Genomic DNA, 17,951 nt, shown 5'->3' with positions numbered 1-17,951 from the left:
GCCTCGACCATTATGCCTGACCGCGGCGCCGGAAGACGCGCTTGAGCGGGGTGTTGCTCAGTAGCAGCAGGACCACGGCGATGGTCAGCACCAGCGACAGCGGATTGGTGACCAGCGACAGGAGGAATGCGCCGCTGTCGTCGCCCACCGAGGACATCGCCTGGCGATAGGTCTGGTCCATCAGCGGGCCGAGGATCACGCCGAGGATCACCGGGCCCATCTGGAAGCGGAAGATCTTCATGAAGTAGCCGAGCAGGCCGAAGCCGAGCATCCAGTAGACTTGGGTCATGCTGCTGTTGAGCGAGTAGCTGCCGACCACACAGAGCACCAGGATCAGCGGGATCAGGATCGCCTTGGGCAGTTCCACCACCTTGGCGAAGATCTTGATGCCGGTCAGCCCGAAGATCAGCAGAAAGATGTTGGCCAGCACCAGGTTGCCGACGGTGAACCAGAAGATGTGCGGCGTCTGGATCATCAGCATCGGGCCCGGGTTGAGACCGTGGATGATCAGCGCGCCGATGATGATCGCGGTCACCGCGTCGCCCGGCATGCCCAGTGTCAGCATTGGCACGTAGGCCCCGCCCACCGCGGCGTTGTTGGCGGTCTCGGGGGCCACCAGGCCTTCGTAGGCGCCCTGGCCGAACGGTTTGCTGGGGTTCTTGACCGAGCGCTTGGCGTGGTCGTAGGCGAACAGTGAGGCGATGTCGCCGCCGGTGCCCGGCAGGGCGCCGACGATCACCCCGATCAGTGAGGTGCGAATCGACAGCGGCAGGTACTTGAGCACCAGCCTGAGCGAGGGAATGATCTTGTCGACCTTCTGGCGCACCGGCTTCGCGTTGAGCTGATGCAGCTGGAAGAAGGCCTCGGCGACGCCGAACATGCCGATCATTACCACCACGTAGTGAATGCCGCCCATCAGCTGCATGCTGCCCAGGGTGAAGCGCGGGTCGGCGGTGACCGGGTCGAGCCCCACCAGGCCGATGACCGCCCCCATGGCGGCGGCGAAGATGCCGCGGGATAGCGACTCGGCGGCCAGGCTGCCGACCAGCAGCAGGCCCAGGGCGGCGATCAGGAAGTAGTCGCGCGGCGCGAACTCCAGCGCCATGTCGGCGAGAAAGGGCGCGACGCTGGCCAGGACCAGGGTGCCCAGCAGGCCGCCGATCACCGACATCACGGTGCTCAGGCCGATGGCGCGGCCAGCCTCGCCCTGCTGGGCCAGCGGATAGCCGTCGAAGGAGGTCGCCACCGACGAGGGCGCGCCGGGGATGTTGAGCATGATCGCGGTGCGCGAGCCGCCGTAGACCCCGCCGGTGTAGATGCCCACGATCAGGGCCAGGGCGTCGTTGACGTCCCAGGAGAAGGTGAAGGAGATCAGGATCGACGTGGCCATGGTGACCGACAGGCCGGGAATCGCGCCGACGTAGATGCCCGCCAGGGTACCGATGGCCGTCAGCATCAGCAGCGACGGGTCGAGCCACGCCATCAGGAAGTAGGAAAGGGTGTCACCCATGGGGAAATACCTCGGTCAGGGGAGATAGACCTGAAACAGCAGTTTGAACAGGGCGTAGATGACGCCGGTCGCCACCGCGGTGATGATCAGGGCCGCCAGGAAACGACCGCGGCGCAGGTAGACCTGCGAGACGAACAGGAACAGCGCCGTGGCGATGATGAAGCCCAGCGGGCGCAGCAGCAGCAGATAGGCGATGGCCATGGCCGAGAAGACGACGATGGTCAGCGGAAAGTGTTCGTGGATGAACTGGCGAGCTTCGTCGAGGACGCCGCGGGTGTCCGGCTTGGGATGATGACGCTGGCCCCAGAGGATGGCGATCATCGAGCCGATCATGATCACGCCAAGCAGGATGGGAAAGGCCCCGGCCGAGTTGGGCAGATCGAAACCGGCGATCTGATAGGCCTCGTAGAGCACGCCCACGCTGAGCAGCAGCAGCAGGGCATTGAAGGCGCGTTCGCCGGCCTTGAGGGGTGGATGATTGGACATGGGAGTCTCCATGCGAGCGATGGCGGCGTCGTGACCCCGCCATCGCGTCGTCGGGTCGGATCAGGTCGGAATCACGGCTTGGGAATGCCGACTTCCTCCGGGGATACCTTGGCGCCACCGGCCTTCTGCAGGGCCCAGGCGGTTACCGACTGCCAGTGCTTGAGGAATTTCTCGGCCTCTTCGCCCTGGAGGTTGAGCGACTTGCCGCCGTTCTCGGAGAGGAACGTCTGGAAGTCCTCATTGGCCACGCCTTTCTGATAGGCGTCGCTGAGGGTGGCGACGATGTCGTCCGGGGTGTCCTTGCGAACCGCCACGGCCCAGAACGGCCCCCACGGCAGGTAGGATTCGATCTTGGGCAGCGCCTGGGTGATCGGCGGCGTGTCGGGCAGTTCCTTGATCTTCTCCTTGGTGAACACCGCCAGGCCCTTGAGGCGGCCGGCGGCGATCTGGTCCTGAGCGGCGGCCAGGCTCAGCGGCATGAAGTCGATGTGGTCGCCCAGCAACGCGGTGATGCCGGGGCCGTCGCCGCCGAAGGTTACGTTGCGCACGTCGAGGCTGTCGACCGAGTTGACCATCGCCAGCACGGTGCTCGGCAGGCCGCCGGCGCCGGTGCCGCCCATGCGCAGCTCGCCCGGGTGCTGGTGGGCGTAGTCGAGCAGGTCCTTGAAGCTGTCGAACTGGCTGTCGGCCGGCGCGGCGATCACCACCAGCCCCTGGCCGATCACGTTGACCGGGGTCATGTCGCTGTAGTCGAAGTCGGCCAGGCCCATGATCGGGTAGAGCTGCGGGTTCTCGGCGCCGTAGAGCACGGTATAGCCGTTGGCAGGCTGCTGCATGACGGCGTTCATGCCGATCACGCCGGTGCCGCCGGGGCGGTTGTTGAGGATGATGCTGGTGCCCAGCGCGTCCTCGACGTGCGGCGTCAGGCTGCGCGCGACGGTATCGGTGGCGCCGCCGGCGCCCCACTGGATGATGCCCTGGACGTTGCGCTCCGGGTAGTCGGCTAGGGCCGGCGAGGCGGCTGCCAGAGCCCCGGCCGAGACGGCCAGGGTTGCCAGAATCTGCTTGATCATGGCGTTGTCCTCCAAGCGATTGGTTGTTGTAGCGGCGGCTGACGCCGTCAGCATGGCTGATAATTTTGTGTTCGATAGGCGAATTACCGTCCTATCTGCGAACAAAGCTAGGGCCGGCGTGCAGCGCTGTCAATCGCCGAACGCCCGGCTACGACCAATGTCGAAGCAAATCTGGAACACCGTGCCGGAACTGGGCTGCAGGCGCTAGAGGCCCCGGTTTGCCTGGGGTTGCGGGGTGGGCGTGCTTGACAAGCTTGTGCGCGAAAAGTCCATAATGCGAACCAATGAACGCTATGCGAACGTCGTGTCGTCCAGCGACCGCTATCCTGCAAGGAAGCGCTGAAAGCGACGACGGTACCTTGCCCGACAATCAGGAGGTTGTCATGCGCGCCATTGCCACCGTATGCCTGAGTGGTGATCTTCGTAGCAAGCTGGAAGCGGTCGCCCGGGCCGGGTATGACGGCGTGGAGATCTTCGAGAATGATCTGCTGACCTTCGACGGCTCGCCGAGCGACGTGCGCGGCCTCTGCGAGTCGCTGGGCCTGGCGATCGTCGCCTTCCAGCCGTTCCGTGACTTCGAGGCGATGCCCGAGCCCCAGCGTCGGCGCAACTTCGAGCGTGCCGAGCGCAAGTTCGACCTGATGGAGGAACTGGGCACCGACTTCCTGCTGGTGTGCAGCAACGTCTCGCCGCAATCCCACGACGATCTCGATCGCGCCGCCGAGGACCTGCGCGAGCTGGCCGAGCGCGCTGCGCGTCGTGGGCTGCGCATCGGCTTCGAGGCGCTCGCCTGGGGACGACATATCAGCGACTACCGGGTCGCCTGGGACGTCGTGCAACGCGCCGATCATCCGGCCCTCGGGGTGGTACTCGACAGCTTCCATATTCTCGCGCGAGGCCACGAGCTGAAAACCATGGCCGACATCCCCGCCGAGAAGATTGCCTTCGTGCAGATCGCCGACGCGCCGTTGCTCGACATGGACGTGCTGCAGTGGAGTCGCCACTTCCGCTGCTTCCCCGGCCAGGGACGGTTGCCGCTGGCGTCCTTCATGCAGGCGTTGGCACGCACCGGCTACAGCGGTCCGCTGTCTCTGGAGATATTCAACGACGCCTTCCGCGCGGCGCCCACCGAGGCCACCGCGGTCGACGGGCTGCGCTCGCTGGTCTGGATCGAGGAGCTCGCCCAGGGGGCGCCCTGGTCCGAGGCATCGCCGCCCGCGGTCGGCTACGACGGGGTGCACTTCATCGAGTTCACCCTCGACGAGGAAAGCGCCGCGCCGCTCGGCGAGTTCCTCTCGGCGCTGGGCTTTCGCCATATCGGCCGCCACCGCTCGAAGAACGTCGAGCTCTGGCACCAGGGCGACATTCATCTGGTGCTCAACTTCGAGACCGACAGCTTCGCGCATACCTTCCGGCTGCTGCACGGCACCTCGGTGTGTGCCGTGGGCTTCCGGGTCAGCGACCTGGACGCCGCGGTGACCCGGGCACAGCACTACAAGGCGCAGCTGTTTCAGGGCCCGGTCGGCGAGGGCGAGATGGAGATCCCGGCGCTGCGCGGCATCGAGGGCAGCCTGGTCTACCTGGTCGACGACGCCCAGGCGCGCGAGATGCAGTGGAAGACCGACTTCCACCTCTTCGAGGATGGCCAGGACGACGGTGCCGGGCTGGTCAACATCGACCACATCTCCTACGTACTGCCGCCGACGCAGCTGCTGAGCTGGCTGCTGTTCCATCGCACGGTGTTCGGCTTCGATGCCGGGACCGAGCACGAGATCGCCGACCCGCACGGCATGGTGGTCAGCCAGACCGTGACCAGCCCCGACAGCTCGATCCGCATTCCGCTGACCGTGTCCTCGGCCCGCGAGACCCTGCCGGGTCGCTTCCTCTCCGAACATCAGGGGGGCGTGCAGCAGATCGCCTTCGCCACCCGCGACATCTTCGCGACCATCGACGCGATGCGCACGCGGGGGCTGCCGATGCTGCGTATCCCCGCCAACTACTACGACGACCTGGCGGCACGCTTTGACCTCGACGACGACCTGCTCGAGGCGATGCAAAGCCGCAACATCCTCTTCGACCGCAACGACGACGGCGACTTCTTCCACGCCTATACCGAGACCTTCATGGGCCGCTTCTTCTTCGAGGTGGTCGAGCGGCGTGGCAGCTATTCCCAGTTCGGTGCTGTCAATGCGCCGATCCGCCTGGCGGCCCAGGCCGGCCAGCACCGTTGATTCCATCGGCGCCCAGGGGGCGCCGAGTTGACCTGACTTTGAAGGAGTGAGCCATGCGCCTTGGGCTGATCGGCAAGGGCATCATGAATTCCAGCTCGCCTGACCTGCACGTGCGGCTGGGCGAGTTGACCGGCATTCCCGCCAGCTACGATCTCTTCGACACGCTGGTGACGCCGATCGACTCACTGGAGAGCCAGGTCCGCGAGGTCGTGGCGGCCGGCTATCGCGGCGTCAACGTGACCTTCCCCTACAAGGAGGAGGCGGTGAGCCTGGCGACCCACATCGGCGAGGGCGCGCGTCTGGTTGGCGCCGCCAACACCCTGATCTTCCATGACGGCGAGATCCAGGCCGAGAACACCGACTTCACCGGTTTCATCAGCGGCTATCGCGCCACCGTCGGCGATCGCCGCCCCGGGCGCGTGCTGCTGATCGGCACCGGCGGGGTGGGCAAGGCGGTCGCCTTCGGCCTGGGCAAGCTGGGTGCCGAGGAAGTGCTGCTGATGGATCTCGACACCGAGAAGGCCGAACGCCTCGCCCGCGAGCTCGGCAATGCCGGCTTCCCGGCCTCGGCGGTCGCGCCCGAGACGCTGGAGGCGACCGCCGCGCGCTGCGATGGACTGGTCAACTGCACGCCGATCGGCCACGAGAAGAGCCCGGGCTGCCCGCTGCCCGCATCGCTGATCCGGGCCGATCAGTGGATCTTCGACGCCGTCTACGTGCCCGCGGTCACCGAGTTCATCGCCGCCGCCCGGGCGGCGGGCGCGCAGGTGATCAGCGGCGTCAGCCTGTTCGTCTTCCAGGGCGTGGATGCCTTCAAGTTCTTCTGCGAGGATGCCGACAAGCGGGCGCTGGCCGATGCCCAGGCCGCGACCCTGTTCGACCACTACCGACAGACCCTGCTGCAGGAGACGAACGCATGAGCGCACACAAGATCCTGGTGTTGCACGGCCCCAACCTCAATCTGCTGGGCACCCGCCAGCCGGAGATCTACGGCCACGAGACGCTCGACGACATCAACAACCGGCTGTATGAAAAGGCCGCGGTCAATGGCTGGGAGATTGCCTGCCGGCAGAGCAATCACGAGGGCGAGTTGATCGATGCCATCCAGGCCGCGCGGACCGACGGTACCGACCTGATCGTCATCAACCCGGCCGCTTACAGCCATACTTCGGTGGCGATACTCGATGCCCTCAACGCCTACGAGGGTCGGGTCATCGAGGTACATCTGTCGAACATCCACAAGCGCGAGACGTTCCGTCATCACTCCTATGTCTCGCACCGTGCCGACGGCGTGATCGCCGGGCTGGGCAGCCGCGGCTATCTGCTGGCGCTCGATACCCTGGACTGACCCCTTCAGCGCTTATTGCGCGTTTTCCGCCATGGCGATTTGCCATGGCGGTTTTTTTGCGTGAATGCCGCGAGCCGTGCGGGTCAGCCGAGCAGGCGGCGACTCGCCTCGAGTGCCAGTCGCGCCCGCTCGAGCGCACTCACGCCCCGGTCGCACAGCGCCTGGGTGGGGATCTCCAAGCTCAGCGGCACGTCGTCGGGCAACACCGCGAGCAGGCCGGTCAGGTCGATGTCGCCTTCACCGGGGAAGCAGCGTGCCTGACGCGCCTCGTGGATGATCGCCTGCATGTCGTCGGGTCTCGGGCCGGCGACGTCGCAGAGCTGGATGTAACGCATCCAGTGACGGGGCACGTCGGCGAGTTCGTCGAGGCGGCTTCCCGAGCGGTCGAAATGGAAGGCGTCGATCAGCAGGCCCGCGTTGGGCCGGTCGGCGGCGGCGACGATGCGCCGGGCCTGGCTCAGGTCGCGGACGCCGGTCCAGGGCATGAACTCGAGGTGCGGGTGGAGGCCGAAGCCGGCCGCCAGGTCGCAGAGCGCGGCGAAGTGGTCGGTGAGCCGCGCTTCGTCGTCGTCGTTGCCGGCGATCAGCACCTCGCTGGCACCCAGTTCGGCGCCGGCCTCGAGCACGCGGGTGAAGTGGCGCCTGACGTCGGTGTCGGGCTTGAGGCGCAGGATCTCGACATCGAGCACCGAGACGCCGGTGTCGCGCAGCTTTGCCCGGGTTCGGCGGCGCAGGCTTGCATCGGTGACCAGCGGGAAGTGATGCTCCTCGGGCGTGGCGGGGATCAGCCGCAGGCCGACCCGGTCATAGCCGGCGCGAGCCGCGACCTCGACCATCTCGGGCGGCGAAAGCTCGAGCACGGTCAAGGCGGCGAGGGAGAAGAGGCGTTCGGTCATGGCGTGTCTCGCTGTGCAGTGGCTTCGCTCGGTTGCGATGCATCGCCGAGGTCGGCGGCGTGCCGGGCGGCGATATACCCGAAGGTCATCGCCGGTCCCAGGTTGACGCCGCCCGCCGGGTAGAAGCCACCCATGATGCTGGCCATGTCGGTGCCGGCGGCGTAGAGCCCGGGGATCGGCCGGTCGTCGGCATCGAGCACTCGGGCGTGCGCGTCGGTCTCGAGTCCGGCGAAGGTGCCGAAGCTGCCCGGCACCACCTTGATGGCGTAGAACGGCCCGCGCTCGATCGGCGCGACGCAGGGATTGGGCGCCTGCGCCGGGTCGCCCTGCTTGCGGTTGTAGGGCGTCGAGCCGCGACCGAACTCGGGGTCCTCGCCGTGGCGGGCGTGGCGGTTGTAGGCCGCGACGGTCCGGGCCAGCCCCGCCGGGTCGATGCCGCATTGCGTGGCCAGTTGTTCGAGGCTGCGGCCGCGCCGGAGGTAGCCGCGGCGGATCCAGTGCCGAAACGGCACCGGCGCCGGTCGCACCATGCCCATCCCGTAGCGGCGCAGGAAGCGGTGATCGCAGATCAGCCAGGACGCGACCGCCTCTCCCTCCGGCACCGCCTCGAGCAGCGCCGCCACGTAGTCGTAGTAGCCGTGGGCCTCGTTGACGAAGCGCCGGCCGTCGGCCAGCACGCCGATGATGCCCGGCTTGCCGCGGTCGATGATGTGCGGGAAGTGGCCGATGCGGCCGTTCGGGTAGGGCACCGCCGAGACCGGGCACCAGGCGGCGGGCGAGGCCAGGTTGGAACTCACCCGGCCGCCGGCGGATTCGCCCAGGGCAGTGCCGTCGCCGCTCGCCGATTCGGGCGGCAGCGCCAGGTGCTCGCGGCCGGTCGGGGTGCGCGGGAAGTGGCGCCGGCGCCGCTCGATGTCGTGGGGGAAGCCGCCGGCGGCGAGCACCACGCCGCGCCGGGCGTGCAGGGCCACCTCGCCGTCGCGGGTCGCCACCGTCACGCCAGCGACTCGATCGTCGATCAGCAGGCGTTTGGCGGGCGAGGCGGTCCAGGTCTCCACGCCCAGGGCGTCAGCGGACTTGAGCAGCCGCCCCACTAGGGCCACGCCGTTGACCCAGTGCATGGCGCGCTGGTAGCGGGCGAGATGGTAAAGGTGGCGCGTGAATCGACGCGCCACGTGCGCGGCCGAGCGCAGCGAGCGGGTCACGGTGAGGAACGCCATCAGGTCGGGACCGGCCTGGATCGGCATGCCCAGGAAGGCGGTCTCGGGCATGGTCCGGCGCACCTTGTGAAGGCTTTGGCCCAGTTCGCGGGCGTCGAAGGGCGCGGCGATCACCGAGCGCCCGCCTGTGCCGGCGCCGGGGGTGTCGCCGTGGATGTCGGGGATGGCGTTGCCGTCGTGGAACTGCAGCGCGGTGTGGGCCTGGTAGAAGTCGACCATCCGGGGCGCGGCGTCGAGGAAGGCGTCGATCCTTGCCGCATCGTAGCGTTCGCCGAGCTCGTGGCGCAGGTAGGTGCGGATCGTCTCGAGGTCCTCGTCGATGCCCGCCTGGCGGGCGAAGCGGTTGCGCGGCACCCACATCCAGCCACCGGACCAGGCGGTGGCGCCGCCCAGCACGTCATCCTTTTCCACCACGATCACCTCGAGGCCGTGATGCGCCGCAGTCACCGCCGCCGAGAGGCCGGCGGCACCGGATCCCACCACCACCAGGTCACAGTGTCGTTCGTGTGTCGTCATGACTCGGCTCTCCGGGGGCTGACACCGTCACCGATCGCCACCATACGCAGGGACATGAACAGAGTCCTTTTTCGTGATTTTCTAGAAATTAGAACTTTGTTCCAAAATATGCAATACGCACAGGTGTTCGCTATTCGCGGTAGACGTGGGTGATGGGGCTTGCGGGCCTAGGCGTATCGGCATACGGCCCGGGTCATGAAGAAGTCAGGGGGGCGTCGCCTGTCAGGCGAGCGGCAGCTGGTAGGCCTCGAGCAGCCACAGCAGGGCGCTGATGGTGACGAACGACAGCAGCGTGCCCAGCATCAGGGCCGCAGTGCACACCTCGCCGTGGCCGTAACGCTGGCCGAGGAGCGGATAGATGCTGATCATCGGCGCGCTGGCGATCACGACCGCAGCCGTGGCCAGGGCGGGATCGATGGGCGGCAGCCACCAGAGCAGCAGGAAAATGATGAGCGGATGGAGCAGCAGCTTGCCGGTCACCACCTGGGCGACATCGCCGAGCATGCCGCCGATGCGCAGCCCGTAGAGGGTGCCACCGATCACGAACAGGGCGGTCGGTGCGGCGGCGGTGGCCAGCATGTCGATGGTGCGCGAGATCGGCGCGGGCAGGCTGATGCCGCTGAGTGCTGCCAGGATGCCGGCAAAGATGCCGATCAGAATCGGGTTGCGGGTCAGCCGGACCGCGGTGCGGCGCAGGGCGGTGAAGAACGAGACCCCGGTCTGGCGGCCCGCCTCGCCCAGGGCCAGGGCGGTGGGGATGATCAGCAGGTTTTCGACCATCATGTTCAGGGCCAGCGCGATCACCGCGCTGGAACCCACCACCATCGCGGCCACGGGGTAGCCGATGAAGCCGCTGTTGGCCGCCGACATGCCCAGCGCCAGGATTCCGCTTTCGCCCAGCGGCTTGCCACGATGGCGGGCGAGCAGCCAGGCACCCAGGAACAGCACCGCCGAGCCACCGCCGTAGGCGGCGAGATAGACCGGGTTGAAGACCTCGTCCAGCGGCCGCTGGACGAGGGCGCGGAAGATCAGCGCCGGCAACGCGAAGTTGATCACGAAGCCGCTCAGGCCCTGGACCTGCTCCTTGCTGAACAGGCGCAGCATGACCGCCAGGAAGCCGATGCCGATGAGCAGGAAGATGGGCGTGGTGATGGCGAGGATATCGAGCATGCGGTCAGTGGCTCAGCAACGTGGACATGGACAGCTCATTCCGGGAACAGCTGCGAGGCCTGACTGCACTGCGAGAGTTCCTCGACGGCGTCAAGCAGCTTGGGGGCAAGTTCGTGCATGCGCTGCTCTGTGAGCCGCACGCTGGGGCCGGCCACGCTGATCACCCCGATGGTGTGCCCCTTGATAGGGTGACGAATGACGGCACCGAACGCGGAGGTACCCAAGGCTGAGCTGTCGACACAGCAGGTGTAGCCGCGTTGTCGAGCTTCGGCCAGGCGCTGGAGCAGCGCCTGGTCGGTGCGTGGTGCATTCGGGCCAAAATCGGCAGGATCGACATCTGACTGGCGGGCCAGCAACGAGAGGGCGGCTGCATCGTCCAAACTGGCCAGCCAGGCCTGTCCGGAGGCAGTGAAGCGCAGTGGTGCCTCGCGTCCCATGTCCGGGTCGTAACGCAGCCCCGTGCGTGTGCCTTGAGACTTGGCGATCCAGGTCTGACGATCGCCCTCGATCACGCCCAGGCGTACCAGCTCGCCGGTCTCGGCCGCCAGGCGATCGAGGATCGGCTGCAGCACGTCGCTGGCGCCGGTGCTGCCCAGGTAGCGAAAGCCCAGGGCGACCAGCCGGGTCGACAACCGATAGTGGCCGGTCCGGGTGTCCTGACGGGCATACCCGAGCCGGATCAGCTCGTTGCTGATCCGGTGTGCGGCGCTCTTGGGAATCTCCAGACGCTCGGCCAGTCGCTGCAGGGGGATCCCCTCGGGTTCGCTCGAGAGTGTCTCGAGCACCCGCAACGTACGTTCGATGAGGCTACCTGCCATCTATTCTTCCTTAGGGTCGAGGCGAGTGGTGAGTCTCAGCTGACCTGCGTGGCGATCTGGTGGGCCTTGTCCTGCAGCAGGGGCAGGAAGCGTTCGGTCAGCGTGGCCAGGTCGATACGGGCGGCGTTGGTGCTGACATTGATCGCGCCGAGCAGCCGGCCGTGGGCGTCGAAGGCCGGCACGGCCAGCGAGCGCAGGCCGGAGTCGAGTTCCTGGTCGACGATGCAGTAGCCCTGCTCGCGGACCCGACGCAGGCAGTCGCGCAGCTCGGCCTTGTCGGTGATGGTGTGCTCGGTGTGGCGCTCCAGCGTCACCGTCTCGAGCAGGGCGTCGAGTTCGTCGTCGGGCAGTTGCGCGAGCAGCACGCGGCCCATCGAGGTCAGCACGGCCGGCAGGCGGGTGCCGACCGCCAGGGTGATGGCCATCAGTCGGTGCGGCGCCGCCGAGCGGCCCACATAGATCACGTCGCTGCCGTCGAGAACGCCCAGCGACGACGACTCGCCGGTTTCCCGGGTGATGTCCTCCAGATGCTGCTGGATCACCGTGCGGTAGTTGTTGGCCGACAGATAGGCGTAGCCGAGCTGCAGCGTGCGCGGGGCCAGCTCGAAGTGGCGGTGCTGCTTGCGCACATAGCCCAGGGCGTTGAGCGTGAGCAAAAAGCGCCGGGCGCGGGCGCGGTTCATGCCGGTCCGCGCGGCGACCTCGCTCAGCGTCATGCGCGGATGTTGCTGGTCGAAGGCGAGAATCACGTCCAGGCCGCTGGCCAGTGCGGTCACGAAGTCCCGGTCGTCGGGGCTGAGGCGTTCGTCCTTCGGCTGTGTGGTCATCGTCGTGGCGCCACCTTGATCCTGTTGCGTTGCTCGGTTGGAAGCCTGACTCTAGCATAGAGTTCGAAATGCGAACACGTGTCCGCCGATGCGCCATTGGTGGTAGAGCGTGGATGCCAGCCGACGGAGATACCCCCATGTACGACATGTACGAACAGCTGTTGCGTCATCCCTTCACGAGCGCCACCGGGCGCGGTCACTGCCGGGCCGAGGACCTGGTCGCGGCGATGCGCGCGGTGGAGCTGGCGCTGGCCGCCGAGCAGGAAAGCCTGGGCCTGCTGCCCGCGGGAACGGCCGAGGCGCTCGACCGACATCTGGCCAGCGACGTCTTCGACCTGGAGGCGCTGGCGGCCGACACCGTCAAGGGCGGCAATCCGGCGATTCCCTTCGTCAAGCAGGCCAAGGCCGCGCTGCCCGATGCATTGAAGCCGCATTTCCACCGCGGGGCAACCAGCCAGGACATCGTCGACAGCGCGCTGATGCTCGTGCTCAAGCCGCGCCTGACGCGCTGCCGCCACCTGCTGACGGAGGCTACCGCCGCCGGCCGGGCCCTGATGATGGATCACCGTGGCACGGCGATGGTCGGTCGCACGCTGATGCAGCAGGCGCTGCCGATCACCTTCGGCGCCAAGGTCGGCCAGTGGCTGTGGGGGCTGCACCAGGCCGGCGAGCGCCTGGACGCGGTGCTCGCCGAGGGGCTCTACGTGCAGTTCGGCGGCGCGGTGGGCGTGCATTCGGGCCTCGACGACAGCGGCGTGGCGATCATGACCGGCATGGCGCGACGCCTGGAGCTGGCCGAACCGTGGCTGCCCTGGCACACCGACCGTCAGCCGATCCATGCGCTGGGCTGCGCCCTCGATGGCGTGGCGGTGGCCGCCGAGAAGGTCGCGCTCGACATCGCCCTGATGACCCAGACCGAGATCGGCGAGCTCGCCGAACCCGCCGAGGCCGGGGTCGGCGAATCCTCGTCGATGCCTCACAAGCGCAACCCGGTGGGTTGCGCCCGCATCCGTGCCGCGGCGCGTCAGATTCACGGCGCACTGAATGTGCTGGCCAACGCGGGGGCGCCGCCGCTCGAGCGCGGACTGGGCGAATGGCACGCCGAGTGGGCGCCGCTGCTCGATGCGACGCTGCTGCTCGAGGGCGCGCTCGAGACCCTGCGTCACCTGCTCGACGGTCTCGAGGTCCACCCCGAGGCGATGGCGCGCAACCTGGCGGTCACCGGCGGGGCGATCATGGCCGAGCCGGCGGCGCGCGTGCTGCAGGGCGTGCTGGCCAGCGACGAGGCACGCCGTGTCGCCCGCGAGGCCTCGGAGGTCGCGCGCCGTGACGGGGTGGCCTACGCCGAGGCGCTGCTGGCCCACGAGCGGGTGGCGGGCAGCGGCATCGACGCCGAGGCATTGCGTCAGGCGGTGCGTCCGGAATCCTACATTGGTAGTAGTCGGCAACTCGTCGACCGTGTTCTGGAGCGGCTCGACGGCTGACAAGTGCCTGTTCCTCCTGGAGTTCGGCGAGGCTTGCGGGCGGCACCGGCAGGGCGGGTGCCGTCGGCAGGTTTGACGCATCGCGCTCGTGGGATTATTTTGTTCGTATCACAAACCCATGTTCACTCAGCGAACATTTGCAGCGAACATCTAGCATCGAGAGAGGCGACATCATGGCCGAAGTTCTCAGCCTGCATGACGCGGTGGCACGCTACGTCGATGACGGCGCCACCGTCGCCATGGAAGGCTTCACCCACCTGATTCCCTTCGCCGCCGGCCACGAGATCATCCGCCAGGGCAAGCGCGACCTGACCCTGGTGCGCATGACCCCGGACCTGATCTACGACCAGCTGATCGGCGCCGGCTGCGTGAAGAAGCTGATCTTCTCGTGGGGCGGCAATCCCGGCGTGGGTTCGCTGCACCGCCTGCGCGACGCCGTCGAGAAGGGCTGGCCGCACAAGGTCGAGATCCTCGAGCACAGCCACGCCGCCATGGCCTGCGCCTACGAGGCCGGCGCCGCCGGCCTGCCGCTGGCGGTGCTGCGCGGCTACATCGGCAGCGACCTGCCCAAGGTCAACGACCAGATCAAGTTCATCGAATGCCCGTTCACCGGCGAGCGACTCGCCGCGGTGCCGTCGATCCGCCCCGACGTCAGCGTGGTCCACGCCCAGAAGGCCGATCGCAAGGGCAACGTGCTGGTCGAGGGCATCGTCGGTGTGCAGAAGGAAGCGGTACTGGCAGCCAGGCGCAGCATCGTCACCGTCGAGGAGATCGTCGATGACCTCGAGGCCACGCCCAACGCCTGCGTGATCCCCGGCTGGGCGATCGACGCCATCGCCGTCGCCGAGAAGGGCGCCTATCCGTCCTACGCGCACGGCTACTACCCGCGTCACAACCGCTTCTACAAGGAGTGGGACACCATCGCCCGCGACCGCGACAGCTTCAACGCCTGGCTCGAGGAAAACGTCTACAACGCCGGAGGAGCGTCCTGATGAGTCTCGAATACACCTCTGCGGAAATGATGACCGTCACCGCGGCGCGGGCGCTGGAAAACGGCACCACCTGCTTCGTCGGCATCGGCCTGCCCTCTGAGGCGGCCAACCTGGCGCGTCTGACCCACGCCCCGGACGTGGTGCTGATCTACGAGTCCGGCACGCTGCAGACCAAGCCCGACGTGCTGCCGCTGTCGATCGGCGACGGCGAGCTGTGCGAGACCGCGCTGACCACCGTCTCGGTGCCGGAGATGTTCCGCTACTGGCTGCAGGGCGGCAAGATCGACGTGGGCTTCCTGGGCACCGCGCAGATCGACCGCTACTGCAACCTCAACACCACCCTGATCGGCGACTACACCGCGCCCAAGGTGCGCCTGCCGGGCGGCGGCGGGGCGCCGGAGATCGCCACCAACGCGGGCGAGGTGTTCATCACCCTCAAGCACTCCAGGCGCACCTTCGTCGACGGGGTCGACTTCGTCACCACGCTCGGCTTCGGCCGCGACGGCAAGGGCCGCGACGGCGTGCCCAACATCGGCAAGGGCCCGACCCGGGTGATCACCGACCTGTGCGTGATGAAGCCCGACCCCGAGACCAAGGAGCTGGTGGTGGTCTCGCTGCATCCGGGCGTCACCGCCGAGCAGGTCCAGGAGGCCACCGGCTGGGAGATCCGCTTCGCCGAGCAGCTCGAGACCACTGCCGAGCCCAGCGAGAAGGAGCTCGAGGTGCTGCGCGAGCTGAAGGCGCGGACCGAACGCCATCATTCAGGAGAGTGAACGATGAACGACGTCTACCTTTGCCGGCCGCTGCGTTCGCCGGTCGGCCGCTTCGGCGGCACCCTCGCCAGCGTGCGCCCCGATGACCTGGCGGCACGGCTGTTCGAGGCGGTGCTGGCCCAGCACCCCGGGGTCGATCCCGCGGCGATCGACGACGTGATCATGGGCTGCGCCAACCAGGCGGGCGAGGACAACCGCAGCGTGGCACGCATGGCGGCGCTGCTCGCCGGGCTGCCGACCTCGGTGCCCGGCTCGACCGTCAACCGCCTGTGCGGCTCGAGCATGGACGCCATTGGCACCGCGGCGCGGGCGATCCGTGCCGGCGAGGCCGACCTGATCCTGACCGGCGGCGTGGAATCCATGTCGCGGGCGCCCTACGTCATCGGCAAGGCCGGCTCCGCCTTCTCGCGCGGCCAGCAGATGGAGGACACCACCATCGGCTGGCGCTTCGTCAACCCGCTGATGGAGAAGCGCTACGGCACCCACTCGATGCCCGAGACCGCCGAGAACGTCGCCGAGCAGTTCAAGATCTCGCGCGAGGACCAGGACCGCTACGCCTATCGCTCGCAGCAGCTGACCCAGGCCGCCCAGGAATCCGGCCGGCTCGGCGAGGGGATCGTGCCGATCGAGATCCCGCGGCGCAAGCAGGAGCCGCTGATCTTCGATCGCGACGAGCACCCGCGCCCCGAGACCACCCTCGAGAAGCTCGCCAGGCTGCCCACGCCGTTTCGTGAGAACGGCACCGTCACCGCCGGCAACGCCTCCGGGGTCAACGACGGCGCGGCGGCGATGTTCGTCGCCAGCGAAGCGGCGCTCAAGCGTTACGACCTCGAGCCGATCGCGCGCATCCACGGCATGGCCACCGCCGGCGTCGAGCCGCGGATCATGGGCGTCGGCCCGGTGCCAGCGACGCGCAAGCTGCTCGACAAGCTGGGCATGAGTATCGACCAGATGGACGTGCTCGAGCTCAACGAGGCCTTCGCCGCCCAGGTGCTGGCGTGCCTGCGCGAGCTCGGCGTGGCCGACGACGACCCGCGGGTCAACCCCAACGGCGGTGCCATCGCGCTCGGCCACCCGCTGGGCATGTCCGGCGCACGGATCATCAGCTCGGCGGCCTACGAGCTCTCGCGCAGCAACAAGCGCTTCGCGCTGTGCACCATGTGCATCGGCGTGGGGCAGGGCATCGCCACGGTGATCGAGAGAGTGTAAGACGACGTCATGTCGAGTTGAGAGAAAGCCGGCGATTGCGACTCGCCGGCTTTTCGCGTTGCTACGAATGGAGAGTGTGAAATGGCTTTTCTGACGATCAATGGCCGCAGCGTCGCCTACCGTCTGCTGGGCGCCGAGGCCGATCCACTGGTGGTGATGGCGCATCCGCTGGGCATGACCCAGGCGGTGTGGGACGACATCCTGCCGCGTCTGCTGCCGCGTTACCGGGTGCTGACCTGGGATCTGCCCGGGCACGGCGCCAGCCAGGCCTGGCCGGTCGACGGCGGCGACATCACGCCTGCCGACCTGGCCCTCGAGGCGCTGGCCCTGGCGGATCACGCCGGTGCCGAGCGCTTTCATTTCGTCGGCACCTCGATCGGCGGCGTGGTCGGCCAGCAGCTGATCGCCGCCCACGGCAAGCGCCTGCTGTCGGCGACCCTGACCAACACCGGCGCGGTGATCGGCAACGCCGAGCTGTGGAACACCCGCGCCCGGCGCGTGCGCGAGGAAGGGCTGGCGGCGATGGCCGGCGAGATCGTGCCGCGCTGGTTCGCTCCCGCCCTGGTCGAGGCCGAGCCGGCCCTGAAGGCCGGCTGGTGCGTGCAGATGGGCCGCGGCGACGGCGAGTCCTACGCGCGGCTGTGCGAGATGCTGGGCCGCGACACCTTCACCGGCCAGCTGAGCGGCAAGGGCGTGGCCATCCACCTGCTGGGCGGCAGCGAGGACGCGGCGACCCCGCCGGCGACCCTCGAGACGCTCGCCGGAGAGTGCGACGGCGCGCCGCTGACGATCTTCGACGGCGTCGGCCACGTGCCCTCGGTGGAGGCACCCGAGCGCTTCGCCGCCTCGCTGCGCGCGGCGCTGGCGGTGGACCTGGGTGACGTGGGCGCCCACGGCGTCGCTTATGCCACTGGCCTGGAGACGCGCAAGCAGGTCCTCGGCGAGGCGCACGTCGCGCGCTCGACCGACAACGCCACCAGTCTCGATGCGCCCTTCCAGCAGATGATCACCCGGCTGGCCTGGGGCGAGCTGTGGAGCAACGACGACCTGACGCGTCGCGAGCGCAGCATGATCACCACCGGCATCCTCGCCGCGCTGGGTCGCGAGGAGCTGGAGCTGCACCTCAAGACCGCCAAGCGTATCGGCCTGAGCGAGGCCGAACTGCGGCAGGTGCTGATGCACGTGGCGATCTACGCCGGGGTGCCGGCGGCCAACCACGCCTTCGCGCTGGCCAAGCAATTGGGCTGGGGCGGCGAGCCGTGCTGATGGCTTAGCCATGCCCTGGCGCTTCACGCCAGACGCGACGCCCGACCCGATGGTCGGGCGTTCTGTTTGAGGTGACCCGCCATTACGACCAAGGTCGGGGGCGAATCTTGGGAATTGACAGGTTACCGCTTG

16 protein-coding genes are annotated in these 17,951 nt (G+C 68.0%); 8 read left to right on the top strand and 8 right to left on the bottom strand.

The annotated features are described in order from the left end of the window. Window positions 1-10 precede the first annotated feature (10 nt). From KGQ91_RS01105 to KGQ91_RS01095, 3 genes are all read right to left on the bottom strand, one after another. Window positions 11-1,510 (bottom strand): tripartite tricarboxylate transporter permease, encoded by a 1,500-nt coding sequence (locus KGQ91_RS01105; protein ID WP_224420047.1) that lies wholly within the window; start codon window positions 1,508-1,510, stop codon window positions 11-13. A 15-nt stretch (window positions 1,511-1,525) separates the two neighbouring features. Next, window positions 1,526-1,996, bottom strand: coding sequence for a tripartite tricarboxylate transporter TctB family protein (locus tag KGQ91_RS01100; RefSeq protein WP_224420046.1), 471 nt, complete (start codon window positions 1,994-1,996; stop codon window positions 1,526-1,528). Window positions 1,997-2,067: 71 nt separating this feature from the next. Continuing rightward, the gene (locus KGQ91_RS01095) at window positions 2,068-3,069 is read right to left on the bottom strand and encodes a tripartite tricarboxylate transporter substrate binding protein (RefSeq protein WP_224420045.1); all 1,002 of its coding nucleotides are present in this window, start codon (window positions 3,067-3,069) and stop codon (window positions 2,068-2,070) included. Window positions 3,070-3,452: 383 nt separating this feature from the next. Here KGQ91_RS01095 and KGQ91_RS01090 point away from each other — a divergent pair, with 383 nt between their 5' ends. Genes KGQ91_RS01090 through aroQ form a run of 3 tightly spaced genes read left to right on the top strand, consistent with a single transcriptional unit; the run spans window position 3,453 to window position 6,648 of the window. Next, window positions 3,453-5,300, top strand: coding sequence for a bifunctional sugar phosphate isomerase/epimerase/4-hydroxyphenylpyruvate dioxygenase family protein (locus KGQ91_RS01090; protein WP_224420044.1), 1,848 nt, complete (start codon window positions 3,453-3,455; stop codon window positions 5,298-5,300). A gap of 53 nt (window positions 5,301-5,353) precedes the next feature. Continuing rightward, window positions 5,354-6,220: a shikimate dehydrogenase family protein gene (locus KGQ91_RS01085; RefSeq protein ID WP_224420043.1), complete on the top strand. Its 867-nt coding sequence runs from the start codon at window positions 5,354-5,356 to the stop codon at window positions 6,218-6,220. Continuing rightward, window positions 6,217-6,648: a type II 3-dehydroquinate dehydratase gene (gene aroQ, locus KGQ91_RS01080; protein ID WP_224420042.1), complete on the top strand. Its 432-nt coding sequence runs from the start codon at window positions 6,217-6,219 to the stop codon at window positions 6,646-6,648. The genes KGQ91_RS01085 and aroQ overlap by 4 nt, the downstream gene beginning before the upstream one ends. A gap of 83 nt (window positions 6,649-6,731) precedes the next feature. On the opposite strand, the gene KGQ91_RS01075 is transcribed toward aroQ, so the two are convergent. The 5 genes from KGQ91_RS01075 to KGQ91_RS01055 form a co-directional block, all read right to left on the bottom strand. Further along, the gene (locus KGQ91_RS01075; protein WP_224420041.1) at window positions 6,732-7,544 is read right to left on the bottom strand and encodes a sugar phosphate isomerase/epimerase family protein; all 813 of its coding nucleotides are present in this window, start codon (window positions 7,542-7,544) and stop codon (window positions 6,732-6,734) included. Further along, entirely contained in the window at window positions 7,541-9,280 is a 1,740-nt protein-coding gene (locus KGQ91_RS01070; RefSeq protein WP_224420040.1) for an FAD-dependent oxidoreductase, read from the bottom strand. Before KGQ91_RS01070 ends, KGQ91_RS01075 begins: the two co-directional genes overlap by 4 nt. Before the next feature lie 222 nt (window positions 9,281-9,502). Beyond that, window positions 9,503-10,450, bottom strand: a complete 948-nt coding sequence (locus KGQ91_RS01065) for an AEC family transporter (RefSeq protein WP_224420039.1) — start codon at window positions 10,448-10,450, stop codon at window positions 9,503-9,505. 35 nt (window positions 10,451-10,485) lie between these two features. Continuing rightward, window positions 10,486-11,268, bottom strand: coding sequence for an IclR family transcriptional regulator (locus KGQ91_RS01060; RefSeq protein ID WP_224420038.1), 783 nt, complete (start codon window positions 11,266-11,268; stop codon window positions 10,486-10,488). Between the two features lie 35 nt (window positions 11,269-11,303). Further along, entirely contained in the window at window positions 11,304-12,095 is a 792-nt protein-coding gene (locus KGQ91_RS01055) for an IclR family transcriptional regulator domain-containing protein (RefSeq protein WP_224420037.1), read from the bottom strand. A 137-nt stretch (window positions 12,096-12,232) separates the two neighbouring features. On the opposite strand from KGQ91_RS01055, the gene KGQ91_RS01050 reads away from it, so the two are divergent. From KGQ91_RS01050 to KGQ91_RS01030, 5 genes are all read left to right on the top strand, one after another. Further along, window positions 12,233-13,579 carry a class-II fumarase/aspartase family protein gene (locus KGQ91_RS01050; RefSeq protein WP_224416612.1) on the top strand — a complete coding sequence of 449 codons (1,347 nt, stop codon included), beginning with the start codon at window positions 12,233-12,235 and terminating at the stop codon, window positions 13,577-13,579. A 173-nt stretch (window positions 13,580-13,752) separates the two neighbouring features. After that, window positions 13,753-14,571 (top strand): CoA transferase subunit A, encoded by an 819-nt coding sequence (locus KGQ91_RS01045; RefSeq protein ID WP_224416613.1) that lies wholly within the window; start codon window positions 13,753-13,755, stop codon window positions 14,569-14,571. After that, window positions 14,571-15,344, top strand: coding sequence for a CoA-transferase subunit beta (locus KGQ91_RS01040; protein ID WP_224416614.1), 774 nt, complete (start codon window positions 14,571-14,573; stop codon window positions 15,342-15,344). The genes KGQ91_RS01045 and KGQ91_RS01040 overlap by 1 nt, the downstream gene beginning before the upstream one ends. Window positions 15,345-15,347: 3 nt before the next feature. Beyond that, window positions 15,348-16,553 (top strand): 3-oxoadipyl-CoA thiolase, encoded by a 1,206-nt coding sequence (pcaF, locus tag KGQ91_RS01035; protein ID WP_224420036.1) that lies wholly within the window; start codon window positions 15,348-15,350, stop codon window positions 16,551-16,553. Window positions 16,554-16,634: 81 nt separating this feature from the next. Further along, window positions 16,635-17,819 carry an alpha/beta fold hydrolase gene (locus KGQ91_RS01030; protein ID WP_224420035.1) on the top strand — a complete coding sequence of 395 codons (1,185 nt, stop codon included), beginning with the start codon at window positions 16,635-16,637 and terminating at the stop codon, window positions 17,817-17,819. The last annotated feature ends 132 nt before the right edge of the window (window positions 17,820-17,951 follow it).

Source organism: Modicisalibacter tunisiensis (assembly GCF_020148005.1).
Lineage (GTDB): Bacteria > Pseudomonadota > Gammaproteobacteria > Pseudomonadales > Halomonadaceae > Modicisalibacter > Modicisalibacter tunisiensis.
This window is presented reverse-complemented; position numbering and strand designations above follow the sequence as displayed.

Bases quoted from the DNA above. Each gene is read 5' to 3' on its own strand.
- KGQ91_RS01105 (WP_224420047.1), bottom strand. From the start codon at position 1,510: ATGGGTGACACCCTTTCCTACTTCCTGATGGCGTGGCTCGACCCGTCG.
- KGQ91_RS01100 (WP_224420046.1), bottom strand. From the start codon at position 1,996: ATGTCCAATCATCCACCCCTCAAGGCCGGCGAACGCGCCTTCAATGCC.
- KGQ91_RS01095 (WP_224420045.1), bottom strand. From the start codon at position 3,069: ATGATCAAGCAGATTCTGGCAACCCTGGCCGTCTCGGCCGGGGCTCTG.
- KGQ91_RS01090 (WP_224420044.1), top strand. From the start codon at position 3,453: ATGCGCGCCATTGCCACCGTATGCCTGAGTGGTGATCTTCGTAGCAAG.
- KGQ91_RS01085 (WP_224420043.1), top strand. From the start codon at position 5,354: ATGCGCCTTGGGCTGATCGGCAAGGGCATCATGAATTCCAGCTCGCCT.
- aroQ (WP_224420042.1), top strand. From the start codon at position 6,217: ATGAGCGCACACAAGATCCTGGTGTTGCACGGCCCCAACCTCAATCTG.
- KGQ91_RS01075 (WP_224420041.1), bottom strand. From the start codon at position 7,544: ATGACCGAACGCCTCTTCTCCCTCGCCGCCTTGACCGTGCTCGAGCTT.
- KGQ91_RS01070 (WP_224420040.1), bottom strand. From the start codon at position 9,280: ATGACGACACACGAACGACACTGTGACCTGGTGGTGGTGGGATCCGGT.
- KGQ91_RS01065 (WP_224420039.1), bottom strand. From the start codon at position 10,450: ATGCTCGATATCCTCGCCATCACCACGCCCATCTTCCTGCTCATCGGC.
- KGQ91_RS01060 (WP_224420038.1), bottom strand. From the start codon at position 11,268: ATGGCAGGTAGCCTCATCGAACGTACGTTGCGGGTGCTCGAGACACTC.
- KGQ91_RS01055 (WP_224420037.1), bottom strand. From the start codon at position 12,095: ATGACCACACAGCCGAAGGACGAACGCCTCAGCCCCGACGACCGGGAC.
- KGQ91_RS01050 (WP_224416612.1), top strand. From the start codon at position 12,233: ATGTACGACATGTACGAACAGCTGTTGCGTCATCCCTTCACGAGCGCC.
- KGQ91_RS01045 (WP_224416613.1), top strand. From the start codon at position 13,753: ATGGCCGAAGTTCTCAGCCTGCATGACGCGGTGGCACGCTACGTCGAT.
- KGQ91_RS01040 (WP_224416614.1), top strand. From the start codon at position 14,571: ATGAGTCTCGAATACACCTCTGCGGAAATGATGACCGTCACCGCGGCG.
- pcaF (WP_224420036.1), top strand. From the start codon at position 15,348: ATGAACGACGTCTACCTTTGCCGGCCGCTGCGTTCGCCGGTCGGCCGC.
- KGQ91_RS01030 (WP_224420035.1), top strand. From the start codon at position 16,635: ATGGCTTTTCTGACGATCAATGGCCGCAGCGTCGCCTACCGTCTGCTG.